At 66.5% G+C, this 15,174-nt stretch carries 17 protein-coding genes; 10 read left to right on the top strand and 7 right to left on the bottom strand.

The window, feature by feature from the left end; all coding sequences use genetic code 11:
• Position 1 precedes the first annotated feature (1 nt).
• Entirely contained in the window at positions 2-1,420 is a 1,419-nt protein-coding gene (locus tag ACXJJ8_RS10800) for a mannose-1-phosphate guanylyltransferase/mannose-6-phosphate isomerase (protein ID WP_499030528.1), read from the bottom strand.
• A gap of 66 nt (positions 1,421-1,486) precedes the next feature.
• Here ACXJJ8_RS10800 and ACXJJ8_RS10805 point away from each other — a divergent pair, with 66 nt between their 5' ends.
• Positions 1,487-2,515, top strand: a complete 1,029-nt coding sequence (locus ACXJJ8_RS10805) for an aminoglycoside phosphotransferase family protein (protein WP_499029788.1) — start codon at positions 1,487-1,489, stop codon at positions 2,513-2,515.
• Positions 2,512-3,213, top strand: a complete 702-nt coding sequence (gene murU, locus ACXJJ8_RS10810; RefSeq protein WP_499029790.1) for an N-acetylmuramate alpha-1-phosphate uridylyltransferase MurU — start codon at positions 2,512-2,514, stop codon at positions 3,211-3,213. Before ACXJJ8_RS10805 ends, murU begins: the two co-directional genes overlap by 4 nt.
• Here murU and hda read toward each other — a convergent pair.
• The 3 genes from hda to ACXJJ8_RS10825 are packed head-to-tail and all read right to left on the bottom strand — an operon-like array spanning position 3,199 to position 6,129.
• On the bottom strand, positions 3,199-3,894 hold the full coding sequence (hda, locus tag ACXJJ8_RS10815) for a DnaA regulatory inactivator Hda (protein ID WP_499029792.1): 696 nt from the start codon (positions 3,892-3,894) through the stop codon (positions 3,199-3,201). The genes murU and hda overlap by 15 nt on opposite strands.
• Before the next feature lie 4 nt (positions 3,895-3,898).
• Positions 3,899-5,047 carry an AI-2E family transporter gene (locus ACXJJ8_RS10820; RefSeq protein WP_499029794.1) on the bottom strand — a complete coding sequence of 383 codons (1,149 nt, stop codon included), beginning with the start codon at positions 5,045-5,047 and terminating at the stop codon, positions 3,899-3,901.
• Positions 5,047-6,129 carry a DUF2066 domain-containing protein gene (locus ACXJJ8_RS10825; RefSeq protein WP_499029796.1) on the bottom strand — a complete coding sequence of 361 codons (1,083 nt, stop codon included), beginning with the start codon at positions 6,127-6,129 and terminating at the stop codon, positions 5,047-5,049. Before ACXJJ8_RS10825 ends, ACXJJ8_RS10820 begins: the two co-directional genes overlap by 1 nt.
• A gap of 117 nt (positions 6,130-6,246) precedes the next feature.
• Here ACXJJ8_RS10825 and purM point away from each other — a divergent pair, with 117 nt between their 5' ends.
• From purM to ACXJJ8_RS10855, 6 genes are all read left to right on the top strand, one after another.
• Positions 6,247-7,293, top strand: coding sequence for a phosphoribosylformylglycinamidine cyclo-ligase (gene purM, locus ACXJJ8_RS10830; RefSeq protein ID WP_499029798.1), 1,047 nt, complete (start codon positions 6,247-6,249; stop codon positions 7,291-7,293).
• A gap of 11 nt (positions 7,294-7,304) precedes the next feature.
• Positions 7,305-7,970 carry a phosphoribosylglycinamide formyltransferase gene (gene purN, locus ACXJJ8_RS10835; protein WP_499029801.1) on the top strand — a complete coding sequence of 222 codons (666 nt, stop codon included), beginning with the start codon at positions 7,305-7,307 and terminating at the stop codon, positions 7,968-7,970.
• A complete protein-coding gene (locus ACXJJ8_RS10840; protein ID WP_499029803.1) occupies positions 7,967-8,728 on the top strand; it encodes a DUF3108 domain-containing protein in 762 nt (253 codons plus the stop codon). Before purN ends, ACXJJ8_RS10840 begins: the two co-directional genes overlap by 4 nt.
• 12 nt (positions 8,729-8,740) lie before the next feature.
• Positions 8,741-9,439: a DUF3108 domain-containing protein gene (locus tag ACXJJ8_RS10845; protein ID WP_499029805.1), complete on the top strand. Its 699-nt coding sequence runs from the start codon at positions 8,741-8,743 to the stop codon at positions 9,437-9,439.
• 516 nt (positions 9,440-9,955) lie between these two features.
• Positions 9,956-10,270 carry a hypothetical protein gene (locus ACXJJ8_RS10850; RefSeq protein ID WP_499029807.1) on the top strand — a complete coding sequence of 105 codons (315 nt, stop codon included), beginning with the start codon at positions 9,956-9,958 and terminating at the stop codon, positions 10,268-10,270.
• 169 nt (positions 10,271-10,439) lie between these two features.
• Positions 10,440-11,492 carry a sensor histidine kinase gene (locus ACXJJ8_RS10855; RefSeq protein ID WP_499029809.1) on the top strand — a complete coding sequence of 351 codons (1,053 nt, stop codon included), beginning with the start codon at positions 10,440-10,442 and terminating at the stop codon, positions 11,490-11,492.
• 71 nt (positions 11,493-11,563) lie between these two features.
• On the opposite strand, the gene ACXJJ8_RS10860 is transcribed toward ACXJJ8_RS10855, so the two are convergent.
• Genes ACXJJ8_RS10860 through ACXJJ8_RS10870 form a run of 3 tightly spaced genes read right to left on the bottom strand, consistent with a single transcriptional unit; the run spans position 11,564 to position 13,510 of the window.
• A complete protein-coding gene (locus ACXJJ8_RS10860; RefSeq protein ID WP_499029811.1) occupies positions 11,564-12,001 on the bottom strand; it encodes a DUF2277 domain-containing protein in 438 nt (145 codons plus the stop codon).
• Positions 11,998-13,275 carry a UDP-N-acetylglucosamine 1-carboxyvinyltransferase gene (gene murA, locus ACXJJ8_RS10865; RefSeq protein WP_499029814.1) on the bottom strand — a complete coding sequence of 426 codons (1,278 nt, stop codon included), beginning with the start codon at positions 13,273-13,275 and terminating at the stop codon, positions 11,998-12,000. The genes ACXJJ8_RS10860 and murA overlap by 4 nt, the downstream gene beginning before the upstream one ends.
• A gap of 1 nt (position 13,276) precedes the next feature.
• Entirely contained in the window at positions 13,277-13,510 is a 234-nt protein-coding gene (locus ACXJJ8_RS10870; RefSeq protein WP_499029816.1) for a BolA family protein, read from the bottom strand.
• Positions 13,511-13,593: 83 nt separating this feature from the next.
• Here ACXJJ8_RS10870 and ACXJJ8_RS10875 point away from each other — a divergent pair, with 83 nt between their 5' ends.
• Positions 13,594-14,592, top strand: a complete 999-nt coding sequence (locus ACXJJ8_RS10875) for a KpsF/GutQ family sugar-phosphate isomerase (RefSeq protein ID WP_499029817.1) — start codon at positions 13,594-13,596, stop codon at positions 14,590-14,592.
• A 1-nt stretch (position 14,593) separates the two neighbouring features.
• A complete protein-coding gene (locus tag ACXJJ8_RS10880; protein WP_499029819.1) occupies positions 14,594-15,172 on the top strand; it encodes a KdsC family phosphatase in 579 nt (192 codons plus the stop codon).
• The last annotated feature ends 2 nt before the right edge of the window (positions 15,173-15,174 follow it).

Here is a 15,174-nt window from a genome sequence, read left to right on the forward strand (position 1 = left end):
ATCAGGCTCCCTGGCCCGTTCGGCCGTAGACGTCATCGTAACGGACGATGTCGTCTTCGCCCAGATACGCGCCGGATTGCACTTCGATCAGCTCCAGCGTTTCGCGGCCGGGATTCTCCAGCCGATGCTTGGCGCCGATGGGGATGTAGGTGCTCTCGTTGGCGCGCAGGTCGTAGACATCGTCATTGCGCGTGACGCGGGCCACGCCGCGCACGACGATCCAGTGCTCGGCGCGATGCGCATGCGACTGCAAGGACAGCGACGCGCCGGGCTTGACCTTGATGCGCTTGACCTGGAATCCGTCGCCGACGTCCACCGAGTCGTAGCTGCCCCAGGGGCGATGCACTTCGCGATGCAACGCCACCTGCGTGCGGTCGGCCGCCTTGAGTTGCGCGACAACCTCCTTCACTTGCTGGACGCGGTCCTTGCGCGCGACCAGCACGGCATCGTCGGTTTCGACCACGACCAGATCATCGACGCCCACCAGCGCCACCAGCCGCCGCGCATACGCATACGAGTTGCGGCTGTCCACCGCTATGACATCGCCGTGGTGCGCGTTCCCCTGCGCATCGCGTTGCGTGACGTCCCACAACGCGGACCACGAACCGACGTCGTTCCAGCCGATGTCGACCGGCAACACCATCGCCGCATCCGTGCGTTCCATCACCGCGTAGTCGATCGAGTCCGACGGACACGCGGCGAACGCCTCGCCGTCCAGGCGCACGAAATCGCCATCGCACCTGGCGGCATCGAACGCCGCGCGGCATGCAGCGACGATGTCGGGGCGGAAGCGTTCCAGTTCTTCGAGCACGCGCGAGGCGCGGAACAGGAACATGCCGCTGTTCCAGTAATAGCCACCGGCGTCGAGATATTGCTGCGCGGTTTGCGCATCGGGCTTTTCGACGAAACGCTTCACCGCACGCACGCCATCGCCCGCGCCACCGCCTTCGATGTAACCGAAGCCGGTTTCCGGCGCCGTCGGCACGATGCCGAAGGTGACGAGCGCGCCGTCGTTCGCGACTGCCGATGCTTGGCGCACGGCAGCGCGGAACGCATCGACATTGGCGACCACGTGGTCGGAGGGCAACACGAGCAGCAACGGATCGCCCCCGTCGGCCAACGCCTGCAACGCGGCCACGGCGATCGCCGGCGCGGTATTGCGGCCGACCGGTTCGAGCAGGATGCGCGGCACGGGCGCGCCGACCTGCCGCAACTGCTCGGCCACGAGGAAACGATGCAATTCGTTGGCCACGACGATTGGGGCTTGCGCCGAAAGTGGCCCGACGCGTTCCCACGTCGCCTGCAACATCGTTTCCTCGCCGACCAACGGCAGGAACTGCTTGGGGTAGGCCTCGCGCGACAACGGCCACAGCCGCGTGCCCGACCCCCCCGACAGCAACACCGGCCGCAATTGCATCATGTCCATCTCGCCCAATTCATTGCCCGCAGTTTACCCTTCGCGATCCGCCCGCCGACGACGCCGCCCATGACCGACGCACCCCTGACGCGCGAAGCACGGCGCCTGGCCTGGACGCGGCAGATCCTCGGGGATACCAACGTGGGCCTGTCCCGCGCGTCCGCCGATGCCGGCTTCCGCAGCTACTGGCGCACCCTCGGCGCCGAGCCCAGCCGCATCGTGATGGACTCCCCGCCGGACAAGGAAGACGTGAAGCCGTGGCTGCGCATCCGCGCGATGCTCGAAGGCGCCGGCGTGCGCGTCCCGCAGGTGGCCTGCGAGGACGATGCCCAGGGCTTCCTGCTGATGGAAGACCTCGGCCCCGACACCTACCTGAGCGTCCTGCACGCCGACAACGCCGATGCATTGTTCGATGCGGCGATCGGACAATTGCTGCGCATCCAGGCCATTCCGGTCCCCGATGATTTCCCGCGTTACGACGAAGCGCTGTTGCTGCGCGAGCTGCGGCTGTTCGACGAATGGTTCCTCGGCAAGCACCTGGCCGTGGTGCCGGACGTGCACGACGAACAGAACCTCGAACGCGTGCATCGCCTGTTGATCGATGCGGCCTTGAAACAACCGCAGGTCTTCGTGCATCGCGATTTCATGCCGCGCAACCTGATGCCCGCGAACGACGGCCCCGCCGTGCTCGATTTCCAGGATGCCGTGCGCGGCCCGATCGCGTACGACCCGGTCTGCCTGTTCAAGGACGCGTTCGTGAGCTGGCCGGAAGACCGCGTCGATGCGTGGCTGGCGCGCTATCACCAGCGCGCGCAGGCAGCGGGCCTGCCCGTGCCGTCGCTGGAACAGTTCCGCCGCGACGTCGACTGGATCGGCGTGCATCGCCACCTCAAGGTCATCGGCATCTTCGCGCGGTTGCATCATCGCGATGCGAAGCCACATTACCTCGAAGACGTCGCCCGCTTCTTCGTTTACCTGGATCGCGTGGTGCCGAAGTATCCGGAACTCGCGCCGCTGGCCGCGCTGATCGAACGGCACGTGCGGCCGACGCTGAAAGAGTATTCGCACTGGACCGATCTCACCGGCGACGAACCGTGAAGGCACTGATCTTCGCCGCCGGCCTCGGCGAACGCATGCGGCCGTTGACGAACACCACGCCCAAACCCTTGCTGGAAGTGGGCGGCAAACCGTTGATCGCGTGGCACCTGGAAAAGCTGGCGGCGTTGGGTGTGCGCGAGGCGGTGATCAACACGAGTTGGTTGGCGGATCGGTTTCCCGAAGTCCTCGGCGACGGCAGTCGCTGGGGAATGAAGCTGCATTTCAGCTTCGAAGGTCCGACGCCGCTGGAAACCGGTGGCGGGATGCTCAATGCGTTGCCGATCCTCGGCGACGCGCCCTTCGTGACGGTGAACGGCGATGTGTGGACGGATTTCGACTTCGCGCAGTTGCCGCTCGCGATGGATCGCGATGCGCACCTGGTGTTCGTCGACAACCCGCCGCAACACCCGGAAGGGGATTACGACTTGCAACCGGACGGCACGGTCAGGGCGCATGGCCACGAGAAGCTGACCTACGCCGGCATCGGCGTGTTTCGCGCCGCGTTGTTCGAAGGATGGCGCGGGATCATCGGCGATGTCGAAGGCGTGGAACGCACGCCGCCGCGCTTCAGGCTGYCCCCGCTGCTGGTTGCCGCGATGGCGCGCGGCGCGGTGCAGGGCGCGCATCACATGGGGCGTTGGACGGACGTGGGAACGCCGCAAAGGCTCGCGGAGTTGAACGCCTCACTCCTCGTGTAGCGTCTGCCTCAGGAAGGGAACCGTGATCTTCCGCTGCGCCGCCAGCGATGCGCGGTCCAGCACGTCCAGCAATCCGGTCAGCGTCGCAAGATCGCGCCCGCGCCGCCGCAACAACCAATCGATCGCCGCTTCTTCCAGCATCAGCCCGCGACGCTGCGCACGCGAACGCAACACGTCCCGACGCGCTTGGTCGTCGAGCGGCGAAAGCATCACGCGCGCGCACTGCGACAAACGCGAGCGCAGGTCGGGCAACGCCAGCGCCAACCGATCCGGCGAGGCCTGCGCGGCGTACAACACGCTCGCGCCCGATTGCCGTGCGCGATTGTGGAAATCGAACAAGGCCACTTCATCTTCTCGTTCGCCTGCGATCGCTTCGAGTCCGTCGAGCGCGACAAGCGCCAGTCCATCGAAGGCGTCCAACGCGTCGCGCAAACGCCCCGCGGCGCTCTTCAGCGGCAGATACGCGGCCGTGCGACCCGCAGCTTCGGCGGCCGCGCACGCCGCCAGCAACACGTGCGTCTTGCCGACACCCGCGGGCCCGGCGACGAACAACCAATCGCCTCCCTGCCCTTCCGCGAGCGCACGCACCTGCGCGAGCGCGCCTGCGGGCGCGCCGACGAATGTTTCCAGACGCTGGTCCGGCGGGTAACGCAGGGCCAGCGGAAGCTGCGGCGCAGGCATGGGATTACAAAACGTGATCGTCTTCGGGCGAAGGACGCTCGAGCCCCGCGTCGACATAGGGATCCAATTCGATGCCCGGCCGGTCGCCGGTGAACAGGCGGCTGTGCGTGTAGCGATCATGCGCGTAACGCAACAGCACGTTCGCGACCGCAGCCACCGGCAATGCGAGCAACACGCCCAGGAAGCCGAACAACTGGCCGCCGGCCATGATCGCGAAGATCACCGCGACCGGATGCAGGCCGATCTTGTCGCCGACCAGGCGCGGCGTCAGGACATAGCTTTCGATCACCTGGCCCACGCCGAACACGCCGAGCACGAGCGCGACATGCGTCCAGTCGCCGTATTGCACGAGCGCGGCGATCACGCCGAGCACCACGCCGCTCGCCGGTCCGAGATACGGCACGAAACTGATCAGGCCCGCGATGAGCCCGATCAGCAACCCGAGATCCAGGCCAACGGCCCACAAGCCGATCGCGTACATCACGCCCAGCACGAGCATCACCGTGAACTGCCCGCGCAGGAAGGCGCCGAGCACATTGTCGGATTCCTTCGCCAGGCGGGTGACGGTGTCGATGTGATCGCGCGGAACGAGCGCGGCGACGCGTTCCTTCAGCACGTCCCAATCGCGCAGGAAGTAGAACGTGAGGAACGGCACGAGCACGATGTTCGCGATCCAGCCGATCAGCGCGAAGCCCGAGCGCGACAGATACCCGAGCATCGTCGTCGCCACGCCGCCGGCGCGTTCCCAGTGGTCGCGCACGAGCTGGAACAGGCGGTCGGGATCCAGCCACGCCATCAGGTCCAGGCCCGTGTGGCGTTCGAACCACGGCAGCACCGTGCCGATGAACCAGTCGCGGTAGCGCGGCAGCGATTCGATGAGCGTGACGATCTGGCGTTCGATCAGCGGGAGCAGCAACACCAGCGTCACCAGCACGATGAAGGCCATCGTGCAGAACACGATCACCACTGCGATGTGGCGCGACCAGCCGCGACTTTGCAAGCGGTCCACCGTCGGATCGCCGAGCCAGCCGAGCAGCGCGGCGAACACGAAGGGGGTGAGGATCGGCGCGAGCAGCCACAGCAACAGGCCCGCGATCAGGACGATCCCCGCCCACTGGAAGCGGCGCGCGACCGGCGAGAGGAGGGCGTCCATCAGCGCAGGTGCAGGACGGGTTGGTCTTCTTCGGCGAGCAGCACATCGCCCGTGCCGACCACGCGCCGCAGGCCCGGCAGGCCGGTGATCAGCTCGAGCTCGACGATGAAGCCGTCGGGCGCCGCGCGCACCGGCGCCATGCCGCGCACGACGGGCAGGCCCTGCAGGTAGGACATCAGGCGGATGTAATCGCCGGCGTTGCGGATGCCGTCGATCTGCACGGTGTAGCGGCCGGGCTCACCGGCGGCGGTGCTGCGCCTTGCGTACTTCTTAGACAGCGCATCGGCCGCGCCGTCGGCGCCGGTCGCCATCGCGCGGCGCGCGTCGGGCTGCGAGGAGGTCCAGGTCGACAACACTTTGCCCGAATCCACGAAGGTCCACTCGGCGGTCCAGCCGCCGCCTTCCTTCGCGCGATAGAGCTTGCCGATCAGCTGCATCGGCGGGCTGTAGCGCGAGGATGCGCGCGCGATGGCGGCCGTGTCGCCGCGCCAGATGGCGCCGACGGCCGCTTGTTCGGCCGCGCTGCCCGACGGCAGGCCCAGGCGATAGCCGCGTTCCTGTGCGCGATCGAGCACGGCGCGCGCGGCGTTGGTCTGCGCGAGCGCGACCAGCCGCGGCCCCCGGCCATCGTCGATCGCCAGCCACAACACCGGCTTGGGCCGTGGTTCGGCCCACACCGGCAACCCGAGGGTGGCGGCGATGCCGTCGATCTGTTCCTGGTCGAAGCGGACCACCAGCGTCGTGTTGAACGTCGGCGCGCCGGTGCTGGAGCGGCCTTCGTCCTGCTTGTAGTCATAGCTCTTCACGAAATCCTTGGCGTGGCGCAGCTCCTGCCCCACGCCCGGGCGGCTCGGCGCGGACCGATCGCCGGTGAGCTTGCCCAGCACGATGGTCATGGCGCGCGCGAAGCCCGCGTTGCGCTCGGACTCGCCCTGACTGTTGACCTTCACCTCGGCCTCGTAGAGGCCACGCGCGCCGGCGACGACGTCGCCCTCGGTGCGTTGCGCGTACGCGGTTCCGAACGCGACCCACAACACCGCCACGGCCACGAAGGCCTTGCCCATGCGAAATGCCAGGTGCATCGATCCATCCTTGCCTGCTCGACGGCCTGCATGGTGCCGCAGCCATGCCCGAAGCGCCAACCCGGCGCGTCCGCCACGCCTGCTAAAATCCTCCTCCTTGCCGCTTTCCGGCGCCCAATGGCCACCCGCGTGACCACCCCCACTCCGCTTACCTACCGGGACGCCGGCGTCGACATCGACGCGGGCAACGAAGTCGTCGAACGCATCAAGCCGCTGGTCAAGCGCAGTTTCCGGCCCGAAGTGATGGGCGGTCTGGGCGGCTTCGGGGCGCTGTTCGACCTCTCGGGCAAGTACAAGGAGCCGGTGCTCGTCTCGGGCACCGACGGCGTGGGCACCAAGCTCAAGCTCGCCCAGCAGCTGAACCGACACGACACCATCGGCATCGACCTGGTCGCGATGTGCGTCAACGACGTGCTCGTACAGGGCGCCGAACCTCTGTTCTTCCTCGACTACTTCGCCACCGGCAAGCTCGACGTCGACACGACGGTCGCGGTCGTCGGCGGCATCGCGAAGGGTTGCGAACTCTCCGGTTGCGCGCTGATCGGCGGCGAAACCGCCGAGATGCCCGACATGTATCCGCCGGGCGAGTATGACCTCGCCGGTTTCTGCGTCGCCGCGGTCGAGAAGTCGCAGATCCTTGACGGTGCGAAGGTGCGCGCCGGCGATGTGCTGCTCGGCATCGCGTCCTCGGGCCCGCACTCGAACGGCTATTCGCTGGTACGTCGCATCTACGATCGTGCCGGCCGTCCGGCCGATCTCGACGTCGGCGGCGTGAAGCTCGTCGACGCGCTGATGGCGCCGACGCAGTTGTACGTCAAGCCGATCCTGGAATTGCTCGGCAAACACGATCTCCACGCGATGGCACACATCACCGGTGGCGGCCTCACCGAGAACATCATCCGCGTGATCCCCGATGGCCTGGGCCTGGAGATCGAAGCGCCGAGCATCGTGTTGCCGCCCGTGTTCGACTGGCTGCAACGCGAAGGCGCCGTGCCGCGCGAAGAAATGTGGCGCACGTTCAACTGCGGCGTGGGCTTCGTGCTGGTGCTTTCGCGCGACGACGTGGCCGCGGTCTCCGCCGACCTGCAACGCCTCGGCCTCGCGCATCGCGAGATCGGCCAGGTCGTGGCGGCAAGCGGCGCGGAACGCGTGCGCATCGGCTGAGACGCATCGCGATGCGTCGCCTCGCCGTCCTCGCCTCCGGCCGCGGCAGCAACCTGCAGGCGCTGCTGGATGCGATCGCCGCGGGCACGCTGGATGCGCAGATCGTCGGCGTGTTTTCCGATCGGCTCGATGCCCCGGCACTCGGACGCGTGCCGGCCACGTTGCGCTGGAGCCGCGATGCGAAGGCATATTCGCCGCGCGCGGAATTCGATGCCGAACTCGCCGATGCGCTCGATGCGGTGCGGCCGGACTGGATCGTGTGCGCGGGCTATCTGCGCTTGTTGGACGAGGCCTTCGTCGCACGCTTCCGCGGCCGCGTGCTCAACATCCACCCCTCGCTGTTGCCGGCGTATCGCGGTTTGAAAACGCATGCACGCGCACTCGCCGACGGCGTCGCCGAACACGGCGCGAGCGTCCACTTCGTCAGTCCCGAACTCGATGCCGGTGCGGTTGTCGCGCAGGCTCGCGTGCGGGTCTTGCCTGGCGATACGGCCGATGCGCTGGCCGAGCGCGTGCTCGCCGCCGAACATCCCCTGCTGGTGCATGCGGTCGGCCTCGCGGTCGCCGGCCGGATCGCTGAACAGGGCGACACGGTGCTCCTCGACGGTCATCCCCTGTTGGCTCCGCTGACCGTAGATTCCGCCGAACTCGACTGCATGGCCCTGCCGACCCGGTGAAGTCCTTCGTCCGTCCCCTGCTGGTTGCCGCGCTGGTCGTGGTCGCGGGGGCGTGCCCGGCGGTCGCGCAGCAGGCGCCTGCGCCGGCGACCGTTGCGGCGCCCGAACCGGCGATCCAGGCGTTGTTCCCGTTCAACGCCCGCTACGCGGTCTTCCGCGACGGCAAGCCGCTCGGCGACGCGACGCTGGGCCTGGTGTCGCTCGCCCCCAGCCGCTGGCGCATCGACCTGCGCATCGAAGCCACCCACGGCCTGATGTCGCTCGCCAACCTCGACCTGCAACAGAGCACCGTCTTCGACGAGACGCCCGCCGGCTTCCGCCCGCTGAGCCAGGCGACCGTGCGCAAGGCGCTCTTCAGCAACAAGAAGATCACCGGCACCTACGATTGGTCCCGCAACGTGGCCCAGTGGACCGGCGATGTGAAGAAAACCCGCCGCGCGCCCGTGCCGTTGCAGTCGGGGGATATGAACGCCCTGCTCATCAATCTGGCGATGTTGCGCGACGCCGCCCCCGGCGCCACCCTGCACTACCGGTTCGTCGACGACGGGCGCGCGCGCGACCAGGAGTACCGCGTCGCCGACGCGCGCGAATCGCAGGTCGTCGATGATCTGTCCTACGCCGCATTGCGCGTGGATCGCGTGCGGGGTGGCGGGAATGCCACCACTTTCTGGGTCGTCGAATCCGTTCCGACGCCCGTCCGCATCGTGCAGCACGACGATGACGGGGATCTCGAACTGCAACTGGTCGCGTACCAATAGGAACCCCTGCCCATGCGCCCTACCCTCGATCGTTTTCGCCGCACCTTCGTCGCGACCGCATTCCTCGCATTGGCGACGCTGCCCGCGCTCGCCGCCGGGCCGTCGCTCAAGCCCTTCGATGCCGAGTACGTGGCCAATTACATGGGCATGGAAGGCGCGGCGCACATGCAGCTCGCGCAGACCGGCGCGCAGTGGATGTATTCGTTGAAGATCCAGAGCAGCCTTGCGTCGCTGAGCCAGGTCACGACGTTCGAGGAAAACGCGGGCCAGTGGCGTCCGCTGTCGGGCAGCGACAACTCTTCGGTGCTGATCAAGAAGGTCACGAAGAACGCGCAGTACGACTGGAACAAGCGCGTCGCCACCTGGACGGGCAACGTGAAGCCCGATCGCGCGGGGCCGGTCGAACTCAAGCCGGGCGATCTGGATGCGATGTTGGTGAACCTCGCGCTTGCGCGCGACGTCAGCGCCGGCAAGCCCCTGCGTTATCGCATGGTCGACGACGGGCGCGCGAAGGACATGGTCTATACGGTCGCCGGGAAGGAGAAGATCACCATCGGCGGCAAGTCGCAGCAGGCCACGAAGGTGCAGCGCACCGACGGGAACAAGCAGACGGTGGTGTGGATCGTCGACGGCATGCCGGCACCGGCGCGCATCCTGCAGCGCAAGGACGGCGAGGATGAGGTCGACCTGCAGCTCAAGTCGATGAAGTAAGCCCGAGGGGCTTCAGGGGTCGCGCCCGATCCGCGAAAGGAAGCTGACGGTGTTCAGGGCGCGGAGACTGCCGACCCGGGGGCCCCAGGTCTTGACCGGCCAGTGGTGGTCCTCGCTCCGACGCAGGTCAGCATAAAGCACGAAGGCCCCACAGGCCAGGCATTCGACGATCGTCTTGAGCTCGATCTCTCCGCCCGGAAGGGCAAAGCAGACGCCGGCGCAACTGGGACAGGACAAAGAGGGGCGATGCGAGCGCATGTGCCTTTCAACGCTGTGCGCTGTGCGGCGAGGACAGCGAATCCTCGATTCGTGCGCTTGCCGGGGTGGAGAAAGCTAAAGGATTCATCTCCGAGCACGCGCCAAAGCCGAGCGGCTGTGTGCGCATTGATGAGTTCGCAAGCGGCTCTGCAGTGCAGCACGAGGCTGGCGCTCGCGGGACCCTCGCGATGTGCGTGTTAGAAGGGCATTCACCCGATGCCTGCCCCGCTACGCGCTCGCACCGCGCGGCGGATAGGGGTGCCCTTTCAACAACCTCGTGAAAAAATGGAAAACCTGTCACTGACCGCCACCGCCCGTGAATTCCTTCATTGGATGGGCGCCCTTTCCACCGACCCGGCTGGGAATGAAATACGGGTCGGCCTGGACCACGGAGAAAGCGTGCGCTTGTGCGGCATGGAGCAAACCTGGTTCTGCGAGAAGCCGAGTGCTTCGCGAGAAGCCTTCGAACGCCGCGAAGACTACCTGCAACTGCACGATCGTCATGAGATCGCAAGGCTCGGCGCGAGCGGCTTCATCATTCTGATGCCCGGGACCGAGCCGGCGGGTCATTGAGCGCACGCCTGCCCTGCCCCGCGCATCTGAAGGGAACCGCGTGAGAATTTCGCGATTCATCCGGTCGAACGTCGAGCTGATCCTTGCCGAGTGGGACCGTTTTGCGCGTTGCAATTCCCCACGCCACGCGCACTTGACCGACTTGGTGCTACGCGACCACGCGAGGCAGATGCTGCTCACCATTGCGGCCGACATCGAAACCCCGCAGAGCGCAGAGCAACAGACGCTCAAATCGCAAGGCCTGGCCGAAGGCACCGATGCCCGCAGCGCGGCCTCGATCCACGGCTTCCAGCGCCATCAGCACGAGTTTTCACTCGTTCAACTGGGCGCGGAATTCCGGGCCCTCAGGTCGACCGTGCTGCGTCTTTGGTTACCCCAGGTGGGCACCATGTCGGATGACACCGTGTTCGAAGTCATCCGCTTCAACGAATCGATCGACCAGGCGATCGCCGAATCGATGGTGTCCTACGTGGAAGCGACCGACGAGGCGCAGAACATGTTCCTCGCGGTGCTGGGCCACGACTTGCGGTCACCACTGGCGAGCATGGCCATGGCCGGCGCAATCCTCGACCATGACGACCTGTCTTCGATGCAACGCGCGAAGCTGGCGAACACCGTGCAGCGCAGCTCGAAGTTGATGAAAAGCATGGTCGACGACCTGCTGGGTTACACCCGCGTGCAGTTCGGCAAGGGCCTGCCGGTCGAGCAGGTCTGGTGCGACATGTCGGATGTCCTGCAGGCCGCCATGGATGATGCGAAGGCCACGCACCCGCAAACGCAGTACGAATTGCGCATCAGTGGAGACCTCGCCGCGTGCTACGACGGCACCCGCCTCCACCAGCTATTCGTCAACCTGCTCGTCAACGCCGCACAACACGGCGCCAAGTCGCGTCCGGTCACCATCGAAGCGTCGGCGACGGAAGAATGGGCCAACGTACGCATCACGAACCATGGCAACGTCATCCCCGATGCTGCCCTGAAGTCCATCTTCAAACCGCTCGTCCAGCTCGGCGCAAATGAGACGTCCGATACGCGGCCCACCACCAGCCTCGGCCTGGGCCTGTTCATCGCACGCGAGATCGCCGAACGCCATGGCGGAACCGTCAGCGTGACATCCGACCAGGAGAACGGCACGACGTTTGCCGTCGCGCTGCCGCGTGATTTCACGTGCCGCCAAAGCGAAGGCACGAAGGCGCTCCAAGGGGCGAAAGTCGCTTCGTGATCGACCAGGTCCTCGCGCAAGCCGTCGAGGTCGACGCGGCGCGCGTCATCGATATTGCGGTGTCGATGAATTCAGGGTGCGCCAAAGCGCTTGGCGGAAAGGATCGCAGCCTTGCTGCGCTCGGCTTCGCGGTTCTTTGGCGGGCTGAATGTCGTGAGCGAGTTGATGAGCGTCGTGGCTGCGTCGCTGACTTGCTGCACCGCCAGGTTGAACGCCGCTTCGTTGGCCTTTGATGGCGCGTTGAAGCCACTCAGCTTGCGGACGAACTGCACCGCCGAGGCCCGAATTTCATCGCCCGTTGCCGGTGGGTCGAAGTTGTAGAGCGTCCGGATGTTCCTGCACATAACGCCTCCAGGCGGCTTCGGCTTTCCGAAGTCTGCACGCAATCCTGGGCCTTTTGAAGATCGAAAATGATCAGCTACCTGCAAAGCCCGCTTTGCAGCCCCCAATGAGTGCTCGGGCGAAAGCCCCCTGATCGAAGCGACCCGGACGAGCGGGCGAAAACTCACCCAACGCGCCGAATCCGCGCCCCCAGCCCCGACAACTTCTCTTCGATATTCTCGTACCCACGATCCAGGTGATAAATACGATCGATCACCGTCTCGCCATCGGCAACGAGCCCCGCAAGAATCAACGAAGCGGAAGCCCGCAAATCCGTCGCCATCACCGGCGCACCGCTCAACTTCTCGACGCCGCGCACGATCGCCGTATGCCCCTCGACGCGAATGTCGGCGCCCAGGCGCTGCAACTCCTGCACATGCATGAAACGATTTTCGAAGATCGTTTCGTTGATCACCGCCACGCCCTCCGCGATGCAATTCAACGCCATGAACTGCGCCTGCATGTCCGTCGGGAACGCAGGATGCGGATTGGTGGTGATGTTCACTGCCTTCGGCCGCTGCCCCTTCATGTCGAGCGTGATGCGATCACCATCGATTTCGATGTGCGCACCGGCCTGCATCAACTTCTCGAGCACCGCGTCCAACGTTTCCGGCCGCGTCCGGCGCGCCGTGACCCGCCCGCCCGTCATCGCCCCGGCGATTAGGAACGTGCCGGTTTCGATCCGATCGGCGACGACAGCATGCTTCGCCCCATGCATCCGCTCAACGCCATGCACCACGATCCGATTGCTGCCCGCCCCTTCGATCTGCGCACCCATCGCATTGAGGCAATCCGCGAGATCCACGATCTCCGGCTCCATCGCCGCGTTCTCCAACACACTGGTGCCCGACGCCAGGCACGCCGCCATCAACACATTCTCGGTCGCCCCGACACTCACCATGTCGAACACCACGCGCCCGCCCTTCAAACGATCCGCGCGCGCCTTGATGAAACCGTGATCGACGCTGATCTCCGCACCGAGCGCCTGCATCCCCTTGATGTGCAGATCCACGGGACGCGAACCGATCGCGCACCCACCGGGCAACGACACCTCGGCCGCACCATACTTCGCAAGCAACGGCCCCAACACGAGCACCGAAGCGCGCATCGTCTTGACCAACTCGTACGGCGCGACGTGGCTGTTCACGCTGCGCGGATCGACGACGATCCCGCTCTCGCTGCCCTTGCCGATGGTGCCCTGGTCGACCGTGATTTCCGCGCCCAACCCGGCAAGCAACTTCGCCGTCGTCACCACATCGTGCAGATGCGGCACGTTGCTGATCTCGACGGGTTCATCGGCGAGCAGGGTCGCGCAAAGAATCGGCAACACCGCATTCTTCGCACCGGAAATCTGYACGTCGCCGTTGAGCGGCGCGCCGCCCTCGATCTGGATCTTCTGCATGTCAGGCGTTCGCCTCGTCGGGCGTGAGCGTCTTGAGGGCCAGCGCGTGGATCTCGCCGCCCATGCGGTCGCCGAGCGTGGCGTACACCATGCGATGGCGGGCGAGCGGCAACTTGCCGCGAAAATCCTCGGCCACGACCGTGGCTTCGAAATGCACGCCGTCCTCCCCTTGCACCTGCGCACGCGCGCCGGGGAGGCCTTGTTCGATCAGGTGGCGGATGGTGTCGGCGTTCATGCGCGGGCGGTCCTGTAAACTGCGTCCTCCAGTTTAGCGGAACGCCACCCCGGTCTTCCGCCTGCCCCGGAGCATCCGCATCCATGGCGATCCACCCCGCCTCCCAGGACGCCGCCTTCGACTTCGCCGCCAGCGGCCGCCGCGTCATGGCCATCGAGGTCCAAGGCCTCGACGCCGTCGCGGGCCGGCTCGACGGTGCGTTCACCGCAGCCTGCCAGGCCATCCTCGCCTGCCGCGGCCGCGTGGTGTGCACGGGCATGGGCAAGTCCGGGCATGTCGCGCGCAAGATCGCAGCGACCCTGGCCTCCACCGGCACGCCGAGCTTCTTCGTGCATCCGGGCGAAGCCGCGCATGGCGACCTCGGCATGATCACCGATGCCGACATCGTGCTCGCGCTCTCCTACTCCGGCGAAAGCGACGAACTGCTGACCGTGCTGCCCGGCCTCAAGCGCCAGAAGAACCTGCTCATCGCGATGACGGGCCGCCCCGGTTCGTCGCTTGCCCGCGAAGCCGACGTGCACCTGGACGCCAGCGTGCCCGCCGAGGCCTGCCCGCTCGCGCTCGCGCCCACCGCCAGCACCACCGCTGCGCTCGCGCTCGGGGATGCACTCGCGGTCGCGTTGCTCGAAGCGCGCGGCTTCACCGCCGAAGATTTCGCACGTTCGCATCCCGCGGGCGCATTGGGCCGTCGCCTCTTGTTGCACATTCGCGACGTGATGCACGCCGGCGACGAGGTGCCGCGCGTGCGCGAAACCGCGACGCTCAGCGAAACCCTCGTCGAGATGAGCCGCAAGCGCCTGGGCATGAGCGCGGTCGTCGATGCCGAAGGCCGACTGCTCGGCCTCTACACCGACGGCGACCTGCGCCGTACGCTCGACGATGCGAGCATCGACGTGCGCGCGACGCCCATCGTGTCGGTGATGACACGCGCGCCGAAAGTCATCGGTGCCAACGCGCTGGCCGTCGAAGCCGCGCAATTGATGGAAGAACACAAGATCAACGCCCTGCTCGTCGTGGACGATGACCGTCGCGTCGTCGGCGCGCTGAACATCCACGATCTCCTCCGCGCACGGGTCGTCTGACATGAATTACTCCCACCTCAACGACTTTCCCGCAGACATTCGCGAACGCGCGCAGAAGATCCGTCTCGCGTGCTTCGATGTCGACGGCACGCTCACCGATGGCCGGCTCATCATCGACAGCAATGGCAACGAATCCAAGGCGTTCCATGTGTTCGACGGCCTCGGGCTGAAGTTGATCCAGCGCAAGGGCATCGCGGTGGCATTCGTCACGGCGCGTGCGAGCGCGGCGGCCGAACGGCGCGCGGCGGAACTGGGCGTGGAATCGCACACCGGCGTGAGCGACAAGCTTGCGTGCGTGGAAGGCATCGCGCAGCGCCTGGGGCTCACGCTCGACCAGGTGTGCTTCATGGGCGACGACCTGGCCGACCTGCGCGTGATGCTGCAGGTCGGGCTGTCGGTCGCGCCGGCGCAGGCGCATCCGTGGACACGCGATCGCGTGCACTGGCGCACCCACACGCGCGGCGGTGAAGGCGCGGCGCGCGAAGTCTGCGATCTGTTGCTCGCCGCGCAAGGCCATGCCGAAGACCTGCTCGCCGACATCGCGCACGTCACCGGCGTGCGCGTGGAGCGGGCTTCTTGACC

The sequence above is a fragment of the Lysobacter sp. P5_C4 genome, assembly GCF_054049695.1.

Bases quoted from the DNA above. Each gene is read 5' to 3' on its own strand.
- ACXJJ8_RS10825 (WP_499029796.1), bottom strand. From the start codon at position 6,129: ATGCACCTGGCATTTCGCATGGGCAAGGCCTTCGTGGCCGTGGCGGTG.
- ACXJJ8_RS10845 (WP_499029805.1), top strand. From the start codon at position 8,741: ATGCGCCCTACCCTCGATCGTTTTCGCCGCACCTTCGTCGCGACCGCA.
- ACXJJ8_RS10855 (WP_499029809.1), top strand. From the start codon at position 10,440: ATGCTGCTCACCATTGCGGCCGACATCGAAACCCCGCAGAGCGCAGAG.
- hda (WP_499029792.1), bottom strand. From the start codon at position 3,894: ATGCCTGCGCCGCAGCTTCCGCTGGCCCTGCGTTACCCGCCGGACCAG.
- ACXJJ8_RS10870 (WP_499029816.1), bottom strand. From the start codon at position 13,510: ATGAACGCCGACACCATCCGCCACCTGATCGAACAAGGCCTCCCCGGC.
- ACXJJ8_RS10820 (WP_499029794.1), bottom strand. From the start codon at position 5,047: ATGGACGCCCTCCTCTCGCCGGTCGCGCGCCGCTTCCAGTGGGCGGGG.
- ACXJJ8_RS10880 (WP_499029819.1), top strand. From the start codon at position 14,594: ATGAATTACTCCCACCTCAACGACTTTCCCGCAGACATTCGCGAACGC.
- purM (WP_499029798.1), top strand. From the start codon at position 6,247: ATGGCCACCCGCGTGACCACCCCCACTCCGCTTACCTACCGGGACGCC.
- ACXJJ8_RS10805 (WP_499029788.1), top strand. From the start codon at position 1,487: ATGACCGACGCACCCCTGACGCGCGAAGCACGGCGCCTGGCCTGGACG.
- ACXJJ8_RS10800 (WP_499030528.1), bottom strand. From the start codon at position 1,420: ATGATGCAATTGCGGCCGGTGTTGCTGTCGGGGGGGTCGGGCACGCGG.
- ACXJJ8_RS10875 (WP_499029817.1), top strand. From the start codon at position 13,594: ATGGCGATCCACCCCGCCTCCCAGGACGCCGCCTTCGACTTCGCCGCC.
- purN (WP_499029801.1), top strand. From the start codon at position 7,305: ATGCGTCGCCTCGCCGTCCTCGCCTCCGGCCGCGGCAGCAACCTGCAG.